Below are 20,903 nucleotides of genomic sequence, written 5' to 3'. Positions count from 1 at the left end.
AGGGACGGTTGCTCGGTCCAGTCCATCACGCGCCATGCGCCGCCCTCCGGCAGCAGCGGCAGGCTCTGTGGCGAGGCAGGAGCCGAGCGGACTGCATCCCAGGGACGGTTGCTCGGCAGTCCATCACGCGCCATGGCGCCGCACTCCGGCAGCAGCGGCAGGCTCTGGCGAGGCAGGAGCCGAGCGGACTGCGTCCCAGGGACGGTTGCTCGGTCCAGTCCATCACGCGCTCATGCGCCGCCCTCCGGCCGCGCAGCGGCAGGCTCTGGCGAGGCAGGAGCCGAGCGGACTGCGTCCCAGGGACGGTTGCTCGGTCCAGTCCATCACGCGCCATGCGCCGCACTCCGGCAGCAGCGGCAGGCTCTGGCGAGGCAGGAGCCGAGTGGACTGCGTCCCAGGGACGGCCGGAACGCGGCGCGCCACTGGCCGCGGCGCCGTGTCGCGCCACGCGAAGCGCGCGCATGCGCCGCTGCGGACGATGGTTGCGCGGGCGGTGCATGGCTGCGCGATCACCTGCCGCATGCTGCCGCGCAGCAGCATGCACGACATGCCCAATGGCAGCTTGCCGCTCCGGTAGCGCTCGCGTAAGGTACCGGACCGTTGTGTCCGGCCAGCGGTCGTGCACACGCTGCACGACGGCACGGGGTTGACTCGGGCGCGCCGTCACCCGCACATCTCAGCTCGTCAAGGGGACGCAATGATTTTCTGGCGTGTCAAACCGCTCAACCAGATCCTCGAAACAGCCGAGAAAAAAGCGCTCAAGCGCCAGCTCGGCCCCATCCAGCTGACCCTGCTCGGCATCGGCGCCGTGATCGGCACCGGCATCTTCGTGCTCACTGCGGAGGCCGCGCAGAAGGCCGGCCCCGCGATGATGGTGTCGTTCGTGATCGCCGCCGTGGTCTGCGGCCTTGCCGCGTTCGCCTACGCCGAACTTGCCGCGATGGTGCCGGTCTCGGGCTCGGCCTACACCTACACCTACGGCGTCATGGGCGAGCTCGTGGCCTGGATCGTCGGCTGGGCGCTCGTGCTCGAGTACGCGATCGGCGCGACCGCGGTCTGCGTCGGCTGGTCGGGCTACATGAACGGTCTGCTCATGCATACCGACTTCTTCGGCCTGGTCGAGCCCGGCGCGCTGGCCTTGCCCGAATGGCTGCGTACCGGCTACTACTCGGGTGGCGGCTTCAACCTGCTCGCCTTCATCATCGGCGTGGCGGTGACGTGGCTGCTCGTCATCGGCACTTCCAAGAGCGCCAAGGTCAATGCGGTACTGGTGGCGATCAAGATCATCGCGCTGACCGTGTTCGTCGCCATCGCGGTGCCGGTGGCCAAGAGCAGCAACCTCGAACCGTTCCTGCCCGGCGGCTGGGGCAGCCCGCTCGGCGGCGTCGGCGTGCTCGGCGCGGCCGCCTCGATCTTCTTCGCCTACGTCGGCTTCGATGCGGTATCGACCGCCGCCGAGGAAACCAAGAATCCCAACCGCAACATCCCGATCGGTCTGATCGCCTCGCTCGTGATCTGCACGATCTTCTACCTGCTGGTCGGCTACGGCGCCGCCGGCTCGGTCGGTGCGCAGCCGATGCTGGGCGCCGACGGCCTGCCGCTCGACCCGGGCACCCCGGCGATGGCCGCCGCCTGCGTCGGCTCCGATGCGCTGGTCTGCAGCAACGAGCCGCTCGCGCATGTGCTGCGCATGCTCGGCTTCACCCAGATCGGCAATTACATCGGGGTGGCCGCGATCATCGCGCTGCCGTCGGTCATCCTCATGATGATGTTCGGCCAGACCCGCATCTTCTTCACGATGTCGCGCGACGGCCTGCTGCCCGACGCGCTGTCCAAGGTCCACCCGCGCTTCTTCACCCCGCACGTGATCACCTATCTGACCGGTGCGGTAGTGTCGGTCTGCGGCGCGCTGTTCCCGGTCGGCAAGCTCGCCGACACCTCCAACGCAGGCACCCTGCTCGCGTTCGCGATGGTGTCGATCGGGGTGATGATCCTGCGCAAGCAGCAGCCCGAGCGGCACCGGCCGTTCCGCACGCCGATGGTGTGGCTGGTGTGCCCGCTCGCCGTGCTCGGCTGTGCCTTGCTGTTCGTCAACCTCAGCATGACGGCCAAGGTGGTGTTCATCGTGTGGGCCATGGTCGGCCTGCTCGTGTATCGCCTCTACGGCTATCGTCGCAGCCAGCTCGCCGGCCAGGGGTCGAACTGAGCGCTGCCTGCCATGCCGACATGACGCTGCGGCCGGTTGTGACGCAACCGGCTGCAACGCGCTTCGCGCACTGATCGTCCCGCCCCGGATCCGCCATGCTCAAACAGCTCCTCGCCATCAAGCACGCCCACGTCGCCCGCGCCGACGCCGAGCAGCTCGACCTCGTGCGCACGCTCGGGCCGTGGGGCCTCACGGCCATCGGCATCGGCGCCGTGATCGGCGGCGGCATCTTCGTCATCACGGGCCAGGCCGCGGCCGACCATGCCGGTCCGGCCATCATCCTGTCGTTCGTGCTGGCCGCGTTGTGCTGCACGTTCTGCGCGCTGTGCTACGCGGAGTTCGCCTCGATGGTGCCGGTGTCGGGCAGCGCCTACACCTACACCTACGCCACGCTGGGCGAGCTGGCGGCCTGGTTCATCGGCTGGATGCTCGTGCTTGAGTACGGCGTCTCGGCCTCGGCCGTGGCCGTGAGCTGGACCGGCTATTTCCTCAGCTTCCTCGAACACTTCAACATCCACCTGCCGGCGGCGCTGACCAATGCCCCGCTCGACGGTCAGCTCAAGCCGACCGGCGCGCTCATGAACCTGCCGGCGGCCGGCATCGTGCTGGCGCTGACGGCGCTGTGCTATGTCGGCATCCGCGAGTCGACGACCGTCAACTCAATAATGGTCGTGCTCAAGACCGGCCTCATCCTCATCGTGATCTTCGCGGGCTGGAAATACGTCGATCCGCAACTGTGGGAACCGTTCATCCCGGCCAACGAAGGCCCCGGCAAATACGGTTGGGAAGGTGTCCTGCGCGGCGCGTCGATGGTGTTCTTCGCCTACATCGGTTTCGAGGCCACCTCGGTGGCGGCACAGGAATCGAAGAATCCGCAGCGCGACCTGCCGATCGGCATGCTGGCCTCGCTGGCGATCTGCACCGTGCTCTACATCGCGATGGCCGCGGTCATGACCGGCCTCACGCCGTTCGGCCAGCTCGGCACCAACGAACCGGTGGTGACGGCGGTGGCGAGCCATCCCGAACTGGCCTGGCTGCGCGTGGTGGTCGAAGTCGGCGCACTGATCGGCCTGTCCTCGGTGGTGCTCGTCATGATCATCGCCCAGCCGCGCATCTTCATGATCATGGGCCGCGACGGCCTGCTGCCACGGCTGTTCACGACGATCCATCCCAAGTACCGCACGCCGCACATCAACACTGTCATCACCGGCATCGGCATCGCCCTGCTGGCGGCGGTGTTCCCGCTCGACATCCTCGGCGAGCTCACCTCGATGGGCACGCTGATCGCGTTCGCGGCGGTTTGCGGCGGCGTGTGGATCCTGCGCCACACCCAGCCCGACCTGCCGCGTCCGTTCCGTATCCGGCTGGCGCCGCTGGTGTGCCTGGCCGGCATCGTGAGCTGCGGCATCCTGCTGTCGACGATGACGATCCACAACTGGATGCTCATGCTGGTCTGGGGTGTGTTCGGTCTCGTCGTCTACTTCGCCTACGGCTATCGCCACAGCCGCCTGCGCGCGGGCTGAAACGCAGGCCGCGCGGCGACCTCCGCGTTCAGGCCGGCGGCCCCGGCGCGGCGTCGTCCGCGGCGGCGTCGGCCGCGCCGAGCAGGCCCGCCGGCAGCGCCTTCTTGACCGGCGCGATCTCGGCCAGGCTCTGCACCTGCAACAGCACGCTGCCCTTGCCACCTTCGGTCAGGCGCCGCAGCACGCCCGCATGCGCGCGCTGCGCCTTGCCCAACTGCTCACCGAGCGCGACGAGTTCATCGACGAGCAGCGCGAAATTGTCATGCAGCAGCGCCGCCCGACGCGCGATCTCGTCGGCACGCGCGTTGCGCCGCTCGATGCGCCACAGGTGCGCGACCGTGCGCAGCGTGGCCAGCAGCGTGCTCGGACTGACCAGCGATATGTTCTTGCCCAGCGCATGCGCGTACAGGCCCGGATCGGCGCGCACGGCCTCGATGAAGGCCGCCTCGACCGGCACGAACAGCAGCACGAAATCGAGCGTGCGCAGACCGTCGAGATCACGGTAGTTGCGCGCCGACAGGCCGTCGATGTGGCGCCGCAGCGAGGCCACGTGGTCGGCCAGCGCGGGGCGGCGCGCCTCATCGTCGACGGCGGCGACGAAACGCTCGTAGGCCACCAACGACATCTTGGCGTCGATGACGATGTCCTTGTCCTCGGGCAGGTGCACGATGACGTCGGGCCGCTGGCGCCCGCCCTCGCCATCGGCATAGCTCGCCTGCACGTCGTATTCGCGCCCGGCCTGCAGGCCCGATGCCTCGAGCACGCGCTCGAGCACGAGCTCGCCCCAGGCGCCCTGGGCCTGGCTGTCGCCCTTGAGCGCACGCGTGAGGTTGACCGCGTCCTGGCTCATGCGCTGGTTGAGCGCGTGCAGGTCCCGGATCTGCTGGCTCAGTGCGCCGCGTTCGTGCTGGTCGCTGGCCCAGGTCGCGCTGACCGTCTCGCGGAACTCCTTGAGCTGGAGCTTGAGTGGTTCGAGCAGGCCGCCGAGCTGCTGCGAGCTCTGCTCGCGCAGGCGCTCGCTCTTGGCGTCGAGGATCTGGTTGGCGAGGTTCTGGAACGAGTCGCGCAGGCGCTGCTCGGCCTGGTCGAGCAGCGCCAGCCGGTCAGCGGCCGCCTGCGCCTGTTCGCGTGAGGCGGCCTGCAGCGCCGAATGCTCCCGTGTGAGTTCGAGCAGTCGCGCCTGCGCCTCGTCGCGGCTGCGCCGCGCCTCGCCGAGCTGACTGCCCAACTGTTCCGCCTCGGCGCGCTGCGCGCTGGCCGCCTCGCCGACCTCGCGCAGGCGCTGCGTCGCGGCTTCGGCGTCGCTTTCGGCGCGCCGCAGGCGGGCACCAAGCTCGTCGGCGCGCGCCAGGGCGGCCTCGCGCTGGGCATCGAGCGTGGCCACCTCGGCGTCGCGACTGGCCTGCCCGGCGGCATGCGCCGCACGCCGCCAGCGCGGCACCCACAGCGCCAGCAGCGCGCCGCCAAGCAGGCAGCCGACAGCGGCGCCAAGCAGGATCAGGACGATCGGCGTCGATTCAGGCACGTGACACGGACTCCGCCAGGACAGTGCGCATTGTGGCAGCAGCCGGTCGCAGATGCCGAGACGCGCAGCCTGCGCTGGCCACGGCCGCATGCACGCGCTCGGCTACACTAATGCGTCCATCACGGCCTGCCTTGCGCATGAACAGCCAAGCCCACATCGACCCCGCCCGCTTCGAGGCCTGCGCACGCGAGATCGCGGCGGCCGGCCATGCGCTCGGCGCGCTCGGCTGGACGCCGGCCACCAGCAGCAACTTCTCGATGCGGCTCGATGCCGACCACGCCGCGGTGACGATCTCGGGTCGCGACAAGGGCCAGCTCACGGTCGCCGACATCATGGCGGTCGACCTGGACGGCCGCGCCCTCGACCCGCTGCTGCGGCCATCGGCCGAGACCGCCCTGCACACCCAGATCTATAGGCGCTGGGCCGACGTCGGCGCGGTGCTGCACACCCATTCGCGCACGCAGTCGGTCGCCTCGCGCCTGTTCGCGCCGCGCGGCGTGATCAACCTGCAAGGCTGGGAGCTGCAGAAGGCCATCACCGGCTTCAGCACGCACGAGGACGTGCTTGCGCTGCCGGTGTTCGCCAACACCCAGGACATGCGCGAACTCGTCGCCGCGGTCGACGCCTGGCTCGACGCGGGGCGGCCGCTGCACGGCTACTTGATCGACGGCCACGGCATCTATACGTGGGGCAAGGACATGCCGACCGCACGCCGCCACTTGGATGCGCTGCAATTCCTGCTCGAATGCGAGCTCGACCTGATCCAACTGCGAGGAGCCCTGCGATGAGCCGATTGCGCATCTTCGACGAGACCCGCGGCGACGAACCGCTGGCCACGCATGCCGACCACGCCGACATCGCGCGCGAACTGGCCGCGATCGGCGTGCGCTTCGAACGCTGGCAAGCCAACGCCCCGCTGGCTCCCGGCGCCAGCCAGGACGAGGTCATCGCGGCCTACCGCAGCGACATCGATCGCCTCATGCGCGAGCAGGGTTATCGCGCCGTCGACGTGGTGAGCCTGGCACCCGACCACCCCGACCGCGCCGCGTTGCGCCGCAAGTTCCTCAGCGAGCATCGGCACAGCGAGGACGAGGTGCGCTTCTTCGTCGCCGGCGCCGGCCAGTTCACGCTGCACGTCGACGCGCGCGTCTACGAAGTGCTGTGCGAGGCCGGCGATCTCATCAGCGTGCCCGACGGTGCGCGCCACTGGTTCGACATGAGCGAATCGCCCTACTTCGTCGCGATCCGCCTGTTCAGCAATCCCGACGGCTGGGTCGCCCAGTTCACGGGCGATGACATCGCCACGCGTTTCCCGTTGATGACGCCGCACGCCTCGGCGGCGCGCGCACGCACATGAGCTACCTCGACGAGTCGCTCGCCCCCGGTGAGACCGTGCTGGCGCGCTTTGCGCTGCACTGGAGCGCGTACTGGCGCCTGGCCCTGTTCGTGCTGCTGGCGGTGCCCACGCTCGGCATCGCCCTCATCGGCGCCGTATGGGAATGGCTGCGCCTGCGCGCCATCGAGCAGGGCGTGACCGACCGCCGCGTGGTGCGCAAGTCCGGCATCGTCAGTCGCAACACGACCGAACTGCGGCTGGCCTCGATCGAGACCGTCGACCTGCGCCAGACCAGCCTCGGTCGCGTGCTCGGCTACGGCGACGTGGCGCTGACCGGGCGCGGCGAAACCGCCATGGTGTTCAGCCGCGTCGACGACCCGCTGGCGGTCAAGCGTGCAATCGAGAGCGCCTACGCCGATCATGTCGAAGCGGCCCGCCTGCGCGGCGGCGCCGACCACACCGCCTGACGACGGCGGCAGCGGTCGACGCGCCCTGTTCGGCCAGCGCCAAATCCAACATCCCACCGCCAGTTGCGAGTCTCGCCGCCATGCCCATCACCACCATCCTCACCGACATCGAGGGCACCACCAGCTCGATCGACTTCGTCAAGGACGTGCTGTTCCCGTATGCACGCGAACGCCTGCCGGCCTTCATCGAGACCCATGACGACACCGCCGAGGTGCAGCACTGGCTGCAGCTTGCCGCCGAAGAGGCCGGGCAGATCGCGGCCTCGCGGCAAGAGCTCATCGACCTGCTGATCGAATGGATCGACGCCGACCGCAAGTCGACCGCGCTCAAGGCCTTGCAGGGCATGATCTGGGCCGACGGCTATGCCGCGGGCGAGTATCGCGCCCACGTGTACCCCGAAGTGCCGGCGCGGCTGCGTGCCTGGCGCGAGGCCGGCAAGCGGATCTACGTCTACTCGTCGGGCTCGGTGCCGGCGCAGCGGCTGTTCTTCCGCTACAGCGAAGCCGGTGACCTCACTGCGCTGTTCGACGGCTATTTCGACACCCGGACCGGCCCCAAGCGTGAAGCGGCCTCATACCAGCGCATCGCCGCCGAGATCGACGCCGCACCCGGCGCGATCCTGTTCCTGTCGGACGTCGAGGCCGAACTCGACGCCGCGCACACGGCCGGCCTGCAGACGACGCTGCTCGCGCGCGCACCCGCGCGCTGCCCCACCGGCGGGCGCCATCCCTGCGTGGCCGACTTCGACGCGATCGAGCCGGCATGAAGCCACCCGCCGGCGGCGCGGCGCAGTCGCTGCACGCGCCCGCAGGCCGACGCGCAAAGTGACCAACGCCGCGCCCAGCAGCGATAATCGCCGCCCCGCGCGCGGGCCGGTGCCCGCGCCATCACCCCGCCCGGATCCTGCGTGAACGACCTGTTGCGATCACTCCTCGACGGCCTGCGCGCCGCCCTGCTCCGCGCGCCGCGCGGCCACGCCCTGCAAGCCGGCGCCGGGCTGTTCGTGGCCCTCGTGCTCACCTACCTGGCCAGCTCGCTCGTGATCGACGCGCTCGATGCGGCGCGCCCGTGGCGCTTCGAGGCAGACGGCGTGGTGACCGTGCTCGGCGACTGCCTGCTCACCTACATCGCGGGCTGGCTGCTTGCCCGCTTCGCGCAGCGCCGCGCACTCGCCACCGGCATCGCCAGCACGCTGCTCGCGGCGACGGTTGCGGCGGCCGCGCTCGTGCACTGGCCGCTGCGCCACCTGGCCGGCCTCCTGCAGGCGCATGACCACGGCCTGCTCGCGCTGCTGCTGGCACTGGTCGGACAGTTCTGGTGGTTTTTCGTCCTGCTCGTGATCGCGCACTGGCTCATGCCGCAGCGCTTCGGGCGCAGCCTGCTGGCCAGCCTGGTGTGCTTTGCGGTATCCGGCGCGGCGTGGTGGTGGCTGCCGTCGACGGCGCTGGTCGATACCGCCCTGCCGGCCCACCGTGCCGAGCTCAGCGACGCCGCGACCGCGGCGGACGACGCCGACCCGCAGGAGCCGGAACCGGCCGCGCCGGTGCGCGCCGACTTCGACGCCGAGCAGGCCATCTACGCGCAGGGGCCGCTGCTCGATGCCGAACTCGCCCGCCTCGCGCCGCGCACGCCCGGCCGCACCAACCTCTACGTGGTCGCGTTCGCCGGTGACGGCAGCGAGGACGTGTTCCGCAACGAGGTCGACTATGCGCGCAGGCTGTTCGAGCAGCGCTTCGACGCCGCCGGCCATGTGGTCGTGCTCGTCAACAACCCGGCCACGGTGACGACGCAGCCGCTGGCGAGCTGGACCAGCCTGCACCGCGCGTTGCAGGCCATCGCCCGCGTGATGGATCCGGCACAGGACATCGTGCTGGTCTACCTCACGAGCCACGGCGCGCCCGAGCACGAGCTGCTCGTCGACCTCGATCCGCTGCCGCTGGCCCAGCTCGCGCCGGCCGACCTGAGCGATGCGTTCAAGACCACGCCCGCGATGCGCTGGAAGGTCGTGATCGTCAATGCCTGCTATTCGGGCGGTTTCATCGACGCGCTGCGCGACGACTCGACGCTGGTGATGACCTCGGCGCGCAGCGACCGCACCTCGTTCGGCTGCGGAGCCGATGCCGACATCACCTATTTCGGCAAGGCATTGCTGGTCGAGGCGTTCAACCACACCACGTTGCCGAGCGCGGCATTCGAGCTGGCGCGGGCTTCGGTCGAGGCGCGCGAGAACGCCGAGCCGGATGCCGATGGCACGGTCGAGCATTCCGAACCGCAGATCGCCACCACGCCGAGCATCGAGGCCAAGCTCGCGCGCTGGAGCGCGGCCCTGCCGGCGCGGCCGGCGGTGCCGTTCACGCCGATCGCCGCGCCAGCCGCCGACTGATCAGCGCGCGTCGCGCTTGAGCGCGAACACCGTGATCTGCTCGTCGCGAAACACCGCTGCGCCGAGTCGGGCCTGGACGGCCGCCACGCAGGCCGTCATGTCGGGCCACGGCACCGGAAACGGAAACTTGTCGCCATACGGCAGCGTCCACGGCCGCATGCGCATGACGAGGTAGTCCGCGCCCCAGTTCGCCCCATCGACGATGTCGCCGAGCCGCGCCACGCGCGTGAAGTGCGCACCGGTGGCCGTGTACGGGTACTCGTCCCAGTCGCCTTCGCCGCACACCGGCGAGGCGAGCGCGTATTTGACGTTCTGGTGGTGGATCTGCTGCAACCACGGATCGGGTACGTAGTTCGAATGCATGTGCGCCGGCGTCTCGATCAGCGTCACGCTGCGCGCTGGCCGCTGCGCGAGCTCGCGATAGAACGCCGACACCGGCCCCAGTTCGAACTGCGTCACGTAGGGGTTGTCACGCGCGTCGTAGTCGAACTGGAACAGCGCATGCCCCATGAACTGGTTGGGGTCGTAGTACCAGCTCGGCAGCGGCCCGCGCACGACGAGCAGCGCAAGCACCGCAGCGACACCGAGCGCCGTCAGCGCCGGTGCGCGCACGCGCGCCAGCGCGGCGACGAGTCCGCAGGCAGCGAACAGCAGCAGGAACGGCAACACCGGTGCGCAATAGCGCGCGAGCACGGCCGGATGCTGGATCCACGCCGGTTGCGCCAGCGCGATGACGGCAAGGCCGACCACGCAGGCACTGGCGACGCTGCCGGTCAGGAAACGCTCGCGCCGCCACAGGCAGCCGGCGCCGGCCACGGTCAGCGCCAGCATCACGACCAGCAGGCTCGCATCGACGATGCCGTAATCCATCAGCACGGTGCGATAGAGGCTGTGCCAGGTCACGCGATCGGTGGCCGCCTTGCCGGCCAGCGCGGCCCAATCGTTGAGCAGCGGCGGCAACAGCAGCACGAGCAGCACGCCGCCGATCGAGGCGCCCAGCGCCAACACGCGCCCAAGCAGCGCGCGCGACTGACTGCGCTGCGGCGCACGCAGGCAACCGGCCGCTGCGAGCAGGCCGGCGCAGGCCAGCGGCCACAGCGTGAACACGAGTGAGAGCAGGTGTGCCCAGCCGGCCACGCAGGTGGCGATCAGATAGGTGGCGGCCCAGCCCAGGCTGCGTCCGCCCGCGCGATACCAGCGCTGCAGCGCCACGAAGGCGATCACGCCGCACAGCGCGAGCAATGCGTACGGGCGTGCCGTGCGGCTGAAATAGATCAGCAGCGGTGAGGCGGCGAGCAGGCCGAGCCAGCTGGCGCGCTCGGGCAGCGACAGCGTTGTCCGCAGCAGCCACGGCGCGAGCACGAGCAAGGCGATGCCGCACGTCAACAGCGGCAGGTGCATGGCCCATTCGCTGAGCGCGGCGTGGTCGTACAGCCAGCGGTAGTACAACGTGAGCGGGATCGAGTAGTCGGCCACGCCGAAATGGTCGGCGATGTTTTCCATGTCGGCGCCGATGAGCTTGCGCACCGCATGCCACTCGTCGTCCATGAGCATCTGCGAACGCAGTTGCCATCCGCGCAGGAAGCTGCCCGCGAGCAGCGCCACCGCCGCCAGCAGCCACCATGGCCAGCCTGCGCGCGGCGCCTGGCGCTGGGCGTCACTGCGCATCGACGGGTCGGGCATCGAGCCGGTCGCCCGGATCGGTCGAGAACAGGCGCGAGCGGTGCAGGCCCCACTTCCACAGGCGATAGCTCAGCGCGGTGCGCACGACGCCGAGTCCGTAAACCACCGAGCGCCGGAAGTTGATCTCGCTGGCCTCGGGAAAATAGCGCGTCGGGCACGAAATCTCGCCGATGCGCTGGCCGAACGCGTGGGCCTGCACGAGCATCTGGTTGTCGAACACGAAATCGTCGGAGTTGACCGCCAGCGGCAGCGACTCCAGCACGCGCCTGGAAAACGCACGGTAGCCGGAGTGGAACTCCGACAGCTTGGCGCCGATCACGAGGTTCTCGAACGCGGTCAGCATGCGGTTGAACACGTATTTGTAGCGCGGCATGCCGCCCGCGATCGCGGTATTGCCGAGGATGCGCGAGCCGAACACGACGTCGTAGACGCCCGAGGCGATCATCGCCGCCATCGCCGTGATGAGGCGCGGCTCGTACTGGTAGTCCGGGTGCAGCATGACGACGATGTCGGCGCCGGCGTCGAGCGCGAGCCGGTAGCAGGTCTTCTGGTTGCCGCCGTAGCCGCGGTTGACGCGATGGCGATGGCTGCGGATGCCGAGCTGACGCGCCACCTCGAGGGTGGCGTCGTCACTGGCGTCATCGACCAGCAGCACCTCGTCGACGATGTCGTGCGGAATCGCCGCGTGGCACTCGGCCAGCGTCTTTTCGGCGTGATAGGCCGGCATGACGACGACGATTTTCTGACCATGGAGCATCGCAGCGCCCGCGCCGACCGGTGCCGCACACGGCGGCGGGAAATGGCGACCCCGACAGGATTCGAACCTGTGACCTCGCCCTTAGGAGGGGCGCGCTCTATCCAGCTGAGCTACGGGGCCGGAATCGGGAAGTCTAGGGATACTGCGAGCAATCCCGCAATGGCGGCATCGCACGGGCTGCGGGCACGCCGCGGCGGCGGTGCGCAAAGCACCCGCTGGTGGCGGGACGCGCCGCGCCCGCGGCGCTGCCGGCGTGGCGCGTGCCGGGGGCATTGCAAGCCACGGCATCGCGGCGTGCCGCCGGCCACGCCGACACCACGCGCAGCGGCCGGCGCAGTCGCGTGATTGCAACTGCGCACCGCGCCCCCAACTGCAGGCCGGTCCCGCGCGCCTGCTACAATCGGCGGTTTTCGGCGCCGTGCTGCGCGCCCCCTGCCCACTCGTGGAGTCGTCATGCCCGCCCAGATCCTCAAAGCCCTCGGCCTGTCCCAGGACAATTCCGGCACCTACCTCGGCCACGGCCAGTGGTCCACGACCACTGACGCCGGCCTGCTGCAGCCGGTCAACCCGACCACCAACGAGGTGATCGCGCGCGTCCATGCCTCGAGCCAGAGCGATTACGACACGATCCTGCGCCGCGCCCAGGAAGCGTTCGTGACCTGGCGCACCACGCCGGCGCCGCGCCGCGGCGAGGCAATCCGCCTGTGTGCCGACGCGCTGCGTCGCCACAAGGACGCGCTCGGTTCGCTGGTTGCCCTGGAAATGGGCAAGTCCAAGCCCGAAGGCGACGGCGAAGTGCAGGAAATGATCGACATCGGCGACTTCGCCGTCGGTCTGTCGCGCCAGCTCTACGGCCTGACCATGCACTCCGAGCGCCCCGGCCACCGCATGTACGAGCAATGGCATCCGCTCGGCCTGGTCGGCATCATCTCGGCCTTCAACTTCCCGGTCGCGGTGTGGGCGTGGAACAGCTTCATCGCCGCGATCTGCGGCGACATCTCGATCTGGAAGCCGTCGCCGAAGGTGCCGCTGTCGGCCGTGGCCGCACTGCGCATCTGCAATGACGCGCTCAAGGCCGGCGGTTTCCCCGATCTGTTCTTCCTGTTCAACGACGCCGGCACCGAGCTGGCGCAGAACTTCGTCGACGATCGCCGCATCGCGCTGGTGAGCTTCACCGGCTCGACCAAGGTCGGACGCCTGGTCGGCGAGCGCGTGGCGCGCCGCATGGGCCGCAGCCTGCTCGAACTGGGCGGCAACAACGCGATCATCGTCGATGCCAGCGCCGACCTGAAGCTGGCGATTCCGGCGATCGCGTTCGGCGCCGTCGGCACTGCCGGCCAGCGCTGCACGACCACGCGCCGCCTCATCGTGCACGAATCGATCCACGACGAGGTGCTGTCGAAGCTGGTCGCCGCCTACAAGCAGATCGAGAAGAAGATCGGCGATCCGACCAACCCCGACAACCTCATGGGCCCGCTCAACAGCCGCGACGCGGTGGCGGCCTATCTGGGCGCCATCGAGAAGGCCAAGGCCAGCGGCGGCCGGATCGCCAGCGGCGGTGCGGCCATCGAAGGCAAGGGCAATTTCGTGCTGCCGACCATCGTGACCGGCCTCGATAACGCCGACGAGGTGGTGCAGACCGAAACCTTCGCGCCGATCCTGTACGTGCTCAAGTTCAAGACGCTGGACGAGGCGATCGCGATGCAGAACGACGTACCGCAGGGCCTGTCCTCGGCGATCTTCACGCAGAACCTCAAGGCAGCCGAGGCCTTCCTCGCCGCCGGCGGCTCGGATTGCGGCATCGCCAACGTCAACATCGGCACCTCGGGCGCCGAGATCGGTGGCGCCTTCGGTGGCGAAAAGGAAACCGGCGGCGGCCGCGAATCGGGTTCGACGGCATGGCAGGCCTACATGCGCCGCCAGACCAACACGATCAACTATTCGGACGCGCTGCCGCTCGCACAGGGCATCAAGTTCGAGTTCTGAGCGTGCCGAGGTCCGCGCGCGCCGCGCCACGCGGGGCGCGCAGCGGCGATTGAACCGATGCAGCGGCTCGAATACGCTGGCCGCTGCCACTCCGATGCGACGGGAACCCGCAAGCATGAACAGCCCCGCCCCTGCTCCGCCCACCACGCCACAGACCAGCACCCTGGCGGTCATCAGTCTCGTGTTCGGCATCGTCTGCTGGTTCGTGCTGCCGTTCATCGGCGCACTGGTCGCGATCATCTGCGGCCACATGGGGCGCAGCGAGATCCGTCGCGCGGCACCGGGCACGATGGAGGGCAGCGGCATGGCGCTGGCTGGCCTCATCCTCGGCTGGGCGCAGATGGTGCTGATCGCCCTCGCGATCATGTTCGTGTTCCTGTTCCTGGGCGGGCTTGCCTTCCTCGCCTCGATGCACTGAGCGCGCTGCGCCGATGAGGCCGGCCGCGATCACCGCACCGCGCGCCCGGCACGCGATGCCGAGCGCCTGACGGCCGCTGCGCGATGTACGCCCTGGCCCGCCCGCTGCTGTTTCGCCTCGACGCCGAGCGCGCGCACGACCTCTCGCTGCGCGCACTCGAGCTTGCCGCGCGCAGCGGCGCCGGCGCGCTGCTCGGTGGCCGGCGCGCAGCGTTGCCGCTGCAATGCTTCGGGCTGCAGTTGCCCAATCCGGTCGGACTCGGCGCCGGCCTCGACAAGAACGGCGCCCACGTCGATGCGTTGGCGGCGCTCGGCTTCGGCTTCATCGAAGTCGGCACGGTGACGCCGCGCGCGCAACCGGGCAACCCACGCCCGCGCCTGTTCCGCCTGCCCGAACACGAGGCGATCATCAATCGCTTCGGCTTCAACAATGCCGGCGTCGACGTGCTCGTGCGCAATGTCGAACGTGCGCGCTTCGATGGCCCGCTCGGCATCAACATCGGCAAGAACAAGGACACGCCCAACGAGCATGCGGTCGACGACTACCTGCATTGCCTCGAGCGCGTGTACGCACGCGCGAGCTACGTCACGATCAACATTTCCTCGCCCAACACCCAGGGCCTGCGCGACCTGCAGCAGGAAGATGCGCTGCGGCGCCTGATCGGCACCCTGCGCGAGGCGCAGGAACGCCTCGCCGCGCGGCATGGCGCGCGGCGCCCGCTGCTGCTCAAGATCGCCCCCGACCTCACCGAGCCCGAGCTCGACGCGATCGCCACCGTCGTCACCGCCACCGGCATCGACGGCCTCATCTGCACCAACACCACACTGGCGCGCGATGCCGTCGCAGGCCACCGCTTCGCCGCCGAGAGCGGCGGCCTGTCGGGACGCCCGCTGCTGCAGCGCTCGACAGCGGTGCTGCGCGGCATGGCGCAGCGCCTTGGCGCGCGCGTGCCGCTGGTCGGCGTCGGCGGCATCATGCGCGGCGATGATGCGTGCGCGAAGTTCGATGCCGGGGCGAGCCTCGTGCAACTCTACAGCGGTCTCGTCTATCGCGGGCCGCGCCTGATCGGCGAATGCATCGACGCGCTGCGCGCGCGGCGCACGGATGCCACGCCATGAACAGCCGCGCGCACGGCGCCGCCTACACCATCAGCGAGAACGCCTCGCTGCGCACGCGCAACAGCCTTTGGGTCGAGGCCCGCGCCGCACTGCTGGTCGAGGTGCGGCAGGAAGCCGCCCTGCCCGAACTGCTCGGATTCGCGCGGTTCAAGACCCAGGCGCCACTCGTGCTCGGCGCCGGCAGCAACATCCTGTTCACGCGCGACTGGCCCGGCGTGGTGCTGTGCCTGGACACGCGCGGCATCGAGGTGATCGACGAGGACGACGCGCAGGTGCGCCTGCGCGTCGCTGCCGGCGAGCGCTGGCATGATTTCGTGCTGTGGTCGCTGGCCAAGGGCTGGCGCGGACTGGAAAACCTCGCACTGATCCCGGGCACGGTCGGCGCGGCGCCGATCCAGAACATCGGCGCCTACGGCGTCGAAGTGGCCGAATTCATCGAGGCGGTCGAAGTCTGGGACCGCGCCAGCGGACGCCTGGCGCGACTCGACGCCGCGGCCTGCGCGTTCGGCTATCGCGATTCGCTGTTCAAACACGAGCGCGAGCGCTACATCATCAGCGCGGTGCGGTTCCGCCTGTCGCGCGAGCGCGCGCTGCGCCTCGACTATGCGGGCCTGGGCGAGGAATTGGCCGCCATGGGCGTGCAGCAGGCCGGCGCGCCGCAGGTGGCCGAGGCGGTCATGCGCCTGCGCATGCGCAAGCTGCCCGATCCGGCCCGGATCGGCAACGCCGGCAGCTTCTTCAAGAACCCTCTGGTGGCGGCGCCGCTGGCACAGGCGCTGCGCGCCGCGCATCCGCAGCTGCCGTACTGGCCCGAGCCCGATGCGCGCGTCAAGCTGTCGGCGGCCTGGCTCGTCGAGCAGGCCGGTTGCAAGGGTCTGCGCGAAGGCGATGCGGGCATGTCGGCGCAGCACGCGCTCGTCCTCGTCAACCACGGCAACGCCAGCGGCGCCCAGTTGTGGGCGCTCGCGCAGCGCGTGCGCGAGGCGGTACGCGCACGCTTCGGCATCGAGCTCGAGCCCGAACCGCGCATCGTCTGAACGGCCCTGGCCGCAGCCGCAGCGCGGCCCGGCCGCGGCAGCGCGCCCGCGCACACCGATGGCCGCAAAGCGGCGAAACGGTCACGTCCCACGGGCCCGGAACCTGTCTAGAATGGCCCGGCACGCGATGATGCCAGGGCCGGCGTCGTGCTTCCCCGTCCCACCGGAGCCACGCCCATGTCCGCCAATGCCGCCTTCATCGCCTCGCGCCGGCGCCTGTTCGGTGCGCTGCTGCCCAGCAGCGGCACCGCTGCGCCAGCCATGCGCAGCCCTGGCCGTACCGGCCTGCGCGAACTCGACCTGCCGGTCACGCCGCAGGCGCTGACCATGCCACCGCCCGCGGTGCGCTGGCTGACGCGCGCCAGCCACGGCTTCAGCACCCCGCTGCACGCCCAGTTCATCGCCTTGGGCGCCGATGACGAAAGCCGCTGGGCCGCCTGGCTCGCGCAGCAGCTCGATCCGGCCAGCATCGCCGATGGCGATTGCGACAATCGCATCGCCAGCGCCGGATACCAGACCCTGGACATGACCGTGCCGCAGCTGTGGTCGCGTCGCAACCAGATCGGCGGCAGCAACTACTTCGAGCGCATGCGCCCGATGGCCGAGGTCGAAGCGGCGACGATCATCCGCCAGACCTACAGCAAGCGGCAGCTGTTCGAGGTCATGGTCGGTTTCTGGCACGACCATTTCAGCACCTTCGGCTGGGACTACGACGGCGGCCCGATCTTCGTGCAGTACGACCGTGACGTGATCCGCCCCAATGCGCTGGGCAACTTCCGCACGATGCTCGAGGAAGTGGCCAAGTCGACGATGATGATGTACTACCTCGACCAGTACGCATCCAATCGCGACGGGCCCAACGAGAACTACGCGCGCGAGCTGCTCGAGCTGCACACGCTCGGCGTGGAGAACTACGGCGGCATTCTGGCCCCCGACGATCCATCGCTGCCGATCGGTGTCGGCGGCGATGGCAATCCGGTACGCCTGAAGTACGTCGACAACGATGTCTACGAGGCTGCCCGGGCGCTGACCGGCTGGACGATCAGAAACGGCCACTGGCAATACCCGACCGAGGACGACGGCACCTACACCTACCGCCTGCCCTGGCACGACCCGTCGAACAAGTACATCCTCAACCGCTATTTCGCCTACAACGCCGGCGACAACGGCAACGACGGCCGCAAGCTGTTCGACATCCTGTGCGGTCATCCGGGCACCGCGCGCTTCGTCGCCGGCAAGTTGTGCCGGCGCTTCGTCGGCGACAATCCGTCGAGCGCACTCGTCGACGCCGCTGCGAACCTGTTCCAGAGCGCACGCAACGCCCCCGATCAGATCAAGCAGGTCGTCGCGCTGATCCTGCAATCGAGCGAGTTCAAGACGAGCTGGGGCACCAAGATGAAGCGCCCGGCGATGAGTGCGGTGAGCGCACTGCGTGGCCTGCTCGCCGACTTCACGCCGATCCCGGCGACCTCCTGGACCACCACCCAGGAATTCGTCTACCGCGTGCAGCAGACCGGCCACCGCTGGTTCTACTGGCCCACCCCCAATGGTTACCCCGACGTGCAGACGGCCTGGGCCAGCAGCAGTGCACTGGGCATGACCTTCAGGATGCTCGCGCGGATTCCGGAGCTCCACGCGACCAACGGCGACAATGCCACGCCATTTCTGGCCGACATCCAGGGCCATACGCTGGCTGCGCTGCCCACCCAGGCGCAACGTACCGCCGACAATATCGTCGGCTACTGGTGCGATCGCCTGCTCGGCTACCGGCCCGAGCCGATGCGCACCACGCTGGTCAATTTCCTGCGCCAGAATGCCGCCGCCACCGCCGACCTCGATCTCGAATACGATCCCAACGGGGCGCACACGGGCGGATGGAACGCCAACGACCTGTCCAAGCACTACACGATTGCGCGCCTGCGCACCACGGTGGCACTGCTGCTGTGCTCGCCAGAATTCCTGCGCCGCTGAGGATCGACGCCATGACCCCATTCAATCGTCGCGACTTCCTCAAGGGCGTCAGTGCGCTCACGCTCGCCGCCGGCAGCGGCAGCCACGCCAAGGCCTGGTTCGCCAGCGGCGACTTCCTGCCCGCCGCGGCCAGCAATGACACCCTGGTGATCGTGTTCCTGCGCGGTGCCATGGACGGTCTGAGTCTGCTGCCGCCGAGCGCCAGCAATGCCAACCGTGGCCACTACCAGTCCTACCGCAGCAGCACGCGCATCCCGACCACCGGCACCGGCGCGGGCCTGGCGCTGAACGGCACGCCCGACTGGCTGCTGCATCCACGTGCGGCCGAACTGCGCGATCTCTACAACAGCCAGCATCTGGCCATGGTGGTCGCCGCCGGACAGATGCAGCCGGTGCCCGTGATCCGCAGCCATTTCGACGCGCAGGCCAATCTCGAGTTCGGCATCGGCGGCGGCACCGGCAACAGCATCGGCTGGTTCACGCGCCACCTCGTCAGCGGCGGCCTGCCCGCCACGGTGCCGTTGCCGGCGGTGTCGATGGGTGACATCACTGCGGCGAGCCTGCTCGGCAGCAGCGATGCGATCACGATGATCGGCGGCGACAGTTTCCGCCTCAACAGCTTCCACTGGTCGTGGGACGGCGATGCCGCCGACCCGCCGGGCGTGGCCGGTGCCGGCGCGATCGCGCGCCTCAACAACCTGTGGAACGGCACCACGGCGCTCGAGCGCGCCGGTGCCGAGACGCTGGCCTCGCTGGCGCTGCTGCGTGACGTGGACTTCGCCGGCTACGCGCCGGCCGGTGGTGCCAACTACACGCTGCCCTACAACAATGGCTTCGGCCAGCAACTGCGCGATGTCGCCAACCTCATCAAGCGGGGTCTGGGCCTGCGCGCGGTGACGATCGACCTCGGCAACTGGGACACCCACGTCGGCCAGGGCAACCCGACGCAGAGCTATGACTGGTTCGGCAACCAGGTGGAGAGCCTGTCCAAGGGCCTCAACGCGTTCTACACCGACCTGGCCGCAGGCCCCACCAACTACATGAACCAGGTCAGCGTGATCGTGCTGAGCGAGTTCGGCCGGCGCGTGCTCGAGAACGCCGACGGCGGCACCGACCACGGCTACGGCAATGTCATGCTCGCGCTCGGTGGCCGCGTCAACGGCGGCCACACCTACGGCACCTTCCCGGGCCTGGCCGGTGAGCAGCTCTACGAGGGCACCGACGTGGCCGCCACCACCGACTATCGCCGCGTCATCAGCGAGGCGCTGGTGCGGCGCATGGCCAATCCCAACATCTACTACGTGTTCCCCGGATACTCGGGCTATTCGCCGCTCGGCATCTTCCAGGGCAGCGACCTGCCGCCGGCCAATTTCGACCAGATCTTCAAGAACGGTTTCGACGGCGCCTGAGGCGTGGCGGCCGAGCACCGCTCGCGCTCGCCGGGCCTCAGCCGTCGCTGCACTCGAAGTGCACGAGGTCGGCCTCGTTGACGCCGTGTGCCTGGCCCAGGCAGATCGAACCGCCGCGCCGCAGGTGCACCTCGTCGCGGTGCACGAGCACTTCGTGGTCGGCGCCCATGCGGATCCAACTGCCATTGGTGGAGCGGTCGGCAAACATGAAGTGGCCGCGCTTCCACTCGATGAGCGCGTGGTTGCGCGACACCCATTCGGTCTCGACGACGAGGCTGCTGGCCGGATCGCGGCCCATCGAGAAGGTCGCGTCCTCGCCGAGCTCGAACACCAGCCCGCGATAGCGCAGCAGCAGGCGCGCCCGCGCCGTGGCGGCCTGTTCGGACTGCATGACGCGCTGCACGGTCGTGACCGGCGCGAGGTCCTCCTGCCACAGCACGTCGACGATCTCCAGCGGCGCCTGTTTGCCCTGTACCCAGGCATTGCCGAGCGAGCGGATGCGCATGCCGGTGACGCTGGTCACGCCCTCGACCGTGCTCGCCGTAGTGACGATCTGGTCGCGGCGGGCCAGCGTCTTGTCGGCCATGCGCGCGGCGACGTTGACGGCGTCGCCGAACACGTCGCCCGCCTCGACGAGCGCCTCGCCGTGATGCAGGCCGACGCGGATTGCCACGTTGTCGTGCTGGAATGCCTCGTCGGCCTTGATGCGCCGATGCATGTCGGTGGCGGCCAGCAGGCCGTTGAGCGCGCCCGGAAACGTGCACATGATCTCGTCGCCGATGGTCTTGATCACGCACCCGCCGTGGCGCCGCGTGACCTCGGCCAGCGCCTCGAGCACGGCGGCGACGATCTGGCGGGCGACGACATCGCCGCGGGTCTCGAACAGGCGCGTGCTGCCGGAGACATCGGCGAACAGGATCGTCAGGGCGCGGCGTTCGGTCATCGGGCGATTCTAGCGCGTCGCGCCGCCGCGCAGCAGCGCGGGAGCGGTCCCGCTGAGACGCTGCCGGCCGCACCCGGCAGCACGAGGCAGGCCCCGGCCAGCGGCGCCAGGTATCGACCCCGACCGCGCGACGCAGCGTG

At 69.5% G+C, this 20,903-nt stretch carries 17 protein-coding genes and 1 tRNA gene; 13 read left to right on the top strand and 5 right to left on the bottom strand.

Going from position 1 to position 20,903, the window contains the following annotated elements:
• Positions 1-697 precede the first annotated feature (697 nt).
• Both KF903_RS10100 and KF903_RS10095 read left to right on the top strand, forming a co-directional pair.
• Positions 698-2,206, top strand: a complete 1,509-nt coding sequence (locus KF903_RS10100) for an amino acid permease (RefSeq protein WP_291214244.1) — start codon at positions 698-700, stop codon at positions 2,204-2,206.
• Positions 2,207-2,301: 95 nt separating this feature from the next.
• Positions 2,302-3,729 (top strand): amino acid permease, encoded by a 1,428-nt coding sequence (locus tag KF903_RS10095; RefSeq protein WP_291214242.1) that lies wholly within the window; start codon positions 2,302-2,304, stop codon positions 3,727-3,729.
• Positions 3,730-3,757: 28 nt separating this feature from the next.
• Here the strand turns inward: KF903_RS10095 and rmuC are convergent, their stop codons facing one another.
• Positions 3,758-5,254 carry a DNA recombination protein RmuC gene (rmuC, locus tag KF903_RS10090; protein WP_291214240.1) on the bottom strand — a complete coding sequence of 499 codons (1,497 nt, stop codon included), beginning with the start codon at positions 5,252-5,254 and terminating at the stop codon, positions 3,758-3,760.
• A 137-nt stretch (positions 5,255-5,391) separates the two neighbouring features.
• Between rmuC and KF903_RS10085 the strand changes: the two genes are divergently transcribed.
• The 5 genes from KF903_RS10085 (at position 5,392) to KF903_RS10065 (ending at position 9,441) form a co-directional block, all read left to right on the top strand.
• Entirely contained in the window at positions 5,392-6,042 is a 651-nt protein-coding gene (locus tag KF903_RS10085; protein WP_291214238.1) for a methylthioribulose 1-phosphate dehydratase, read from the top strand.
• Positions 6,039-6,611, top strand: a complete 573-nt coding sequence (locus tag KF903_RS10080; RefSeq protein ID WP_291214236.1) for an acireductone dioxygenase — start codon at positions 6,039-6,041, stop codon at positions 6,609-6,611. The genes KF903_RS10085 and KF903_RS10080 overlap by 4 nt, the downstream gene beginning before the upstream one ends.
• A complete protein-coding gene (locus tag KF903_RS10075) occupies positions 6,608-7,057 on the top strand; it encodes a PH domain-containing protein (protein WP_291214235.1) in 450 nt (149 codons plus the stop codon). Before KF903_RS10080 ends, KF903_RS10075 begins: the two co-directional genes overlap by 4 nt.
• A gap of 80 nt (positions 7,058-7,137) precedes the next feature.
• Entirely contained in the window at positions 7,138-7,824 is a 687-nt protein-coding gene (gene mtnC, locus KF903_RS10070) for an acireductone synthase (RefSeq protein WP_291214233.1), read from the top strand.
• 141 nt (positions 7,825-7,965) lie between these two features.
• The gene (locus KF903_RS10065; protein WP_291214231.1) at positions 7,966-9,441 is read left to right on the top strand and encodes a C13 family peptidase; all 1,476 of its coding nucleotides are present in this window, start codon (positions 7,966-7,968) and stop codon (positions 9,439-9,441) included.
• On the opposite strand, the gene KF903_RS10060 is transcribed toward KF903_RS10065, so the two are convergent.
• The 3 genes from KF903_RS10060 to KF903_RS10050 all read right to left on the bottom strand — a co-directional run bounded on the left by KF903_RS10060 (position 9,442) and on the right by KF903_RS10050 (position 12,001).
• Positions 9,442-11,109, bottom strand: coding sequence for a hypothetical protein (locus KF903_RS10060; RefSeq protein WP_291214229.1), 1,668 nt, complete (start codon positions 11,107-11,109; stop codon positions 9,442-9,444).
• On the bottom strand, positions 11,099-11,881 hold the full coding sequence (locus tag KF903_RS10055; protein ID WP_291214227.1) for a glycosyltransferase family 2 protein: 783 nt from the start codon (positions 11,879-11,881) through the stop codon (positions 11,099-11,101). The genes KF903_RS10060 and KF903_RS10055 overlap by 11 nt, the downstream gene beginning before the upstream one ends.
• Positions 11,882-11,924: 43 nt before the next feature.
• Positions 11,925-12,001, bottom strand: a tRNA-Arg gene (locus KF903_RS10050).
• 333 nt (positions 12,002-12,334) lie between these two features.
• Here KF903_RS10050 and KF903_RS10045 point away from each other — a divergent pair.
• The 6 genes from KF903_RS10045 to KF903_RS10020 all read left to right on the top strand — a co-directional run bounded on the left by KF903_RS10045 (position 12,335) and on the right by KF903_RS10020 (position 19,820).
• A complete protein-coding gene (locus KF903_RS10045) occupies positions 12,335-13,867 on the top strand; it encodes an aldehyde dehydrogenase family protein (protein ID WP_291214225.1) in 1,533 nt (510 codons plus the stop codon).
• A 115-nt stretch (positions 13,868-13,982) separates the two neighbouring features.
• Complete coding sequence (locus KF903_RS10040; protein WP_291214222.1) at positions 13,983-14,285, top strand: DUF4190 domain-containing protein; 303 nt, start codon at positions 13,983-13,985, stop codon at positions 14,283-14,285.
• An 83-nt stretch (positions 14,286-14,368) separates the two neighbouring features.
• On the top strand, positions 14,369-15,403 hold the full coding sequence (locus tag KF903_RS10035; protein ID WP_291214220.1) for a quinone-dependent dihydroorotate dehydrogenase: 1,035 nt from the start codon (positions 14,369-14,371) through the stop codon (positions 15,401-15,403).
• The gene (murB, locus tag KF903_RS10030) at positions 15,400-16,440 is read left to right on the top strand and encodes a UDP-N-acetylmuramate dehydrogenase (protein ID WP_291214218.1); all 1,041 of its coding nucleotides are present in this window, start codon (positions 15,400-15,402) and stop codon (positions 16,438-16,440) included. The genes KF903_RS10035 and murB overlap by 4 nt, the downstream gene beginning before the upstream one ends.
• 177 nt (positions 16,441-16,617) lie before the next feature.
• Positions 16,618-18,411 (top strand): DUF1800 domain-containing protein, encoded by a 1,794-nt coding sequence (locus KF903_RS10025; RefSeq protein WP_291214216.1) that lies wholly within the window; start codon positions 16,618-16,620, stop codon positions 18,409-18,411.
• An 11-nt stretch (positions 18,412-18,422) separates the two neighbouring features.
• Positions 18,423-19,820: a DUF1501 domain-containing protein gene (locus KF903_RS10020; RefSeq protein WP_291214214.1), complete on the top strand. Its 1,398-nt coding sequence runs from the start codon at positions 18,423-18,425 to the stop codon at positions 19,818-19,820.
• A gap of 37 nt (positions 19,821-19,857) precedes the next feature.
• Here the strand turns inward: KF903_RS10020 and KF903_RS10015 are convergent, their stop codons facing one another.
• Entirely contained in the window at positions 19,858-20,763 is a 906-nt protein-coding gene (locus KF903_RS10015; RefSeq protein WP_291214212.1) for an adenylate/guanylate cyclase domain-containing protein, read from the bottom strand.
• Positions 20,764-20,903: the final 140 nt, after the last annotated feature.

This window comes from Dokdonella sp. (genome assembly GCF_019634845.1).
GTDB lineage: Bacteria > Pseudomonadota > Gammaproteobacteria > Xanthomonadales > Rhodanobacteraceae > Dokdonella_A.
This window is presented reverse-complemented; position numbering and strand designations above follow the sequence as displayed.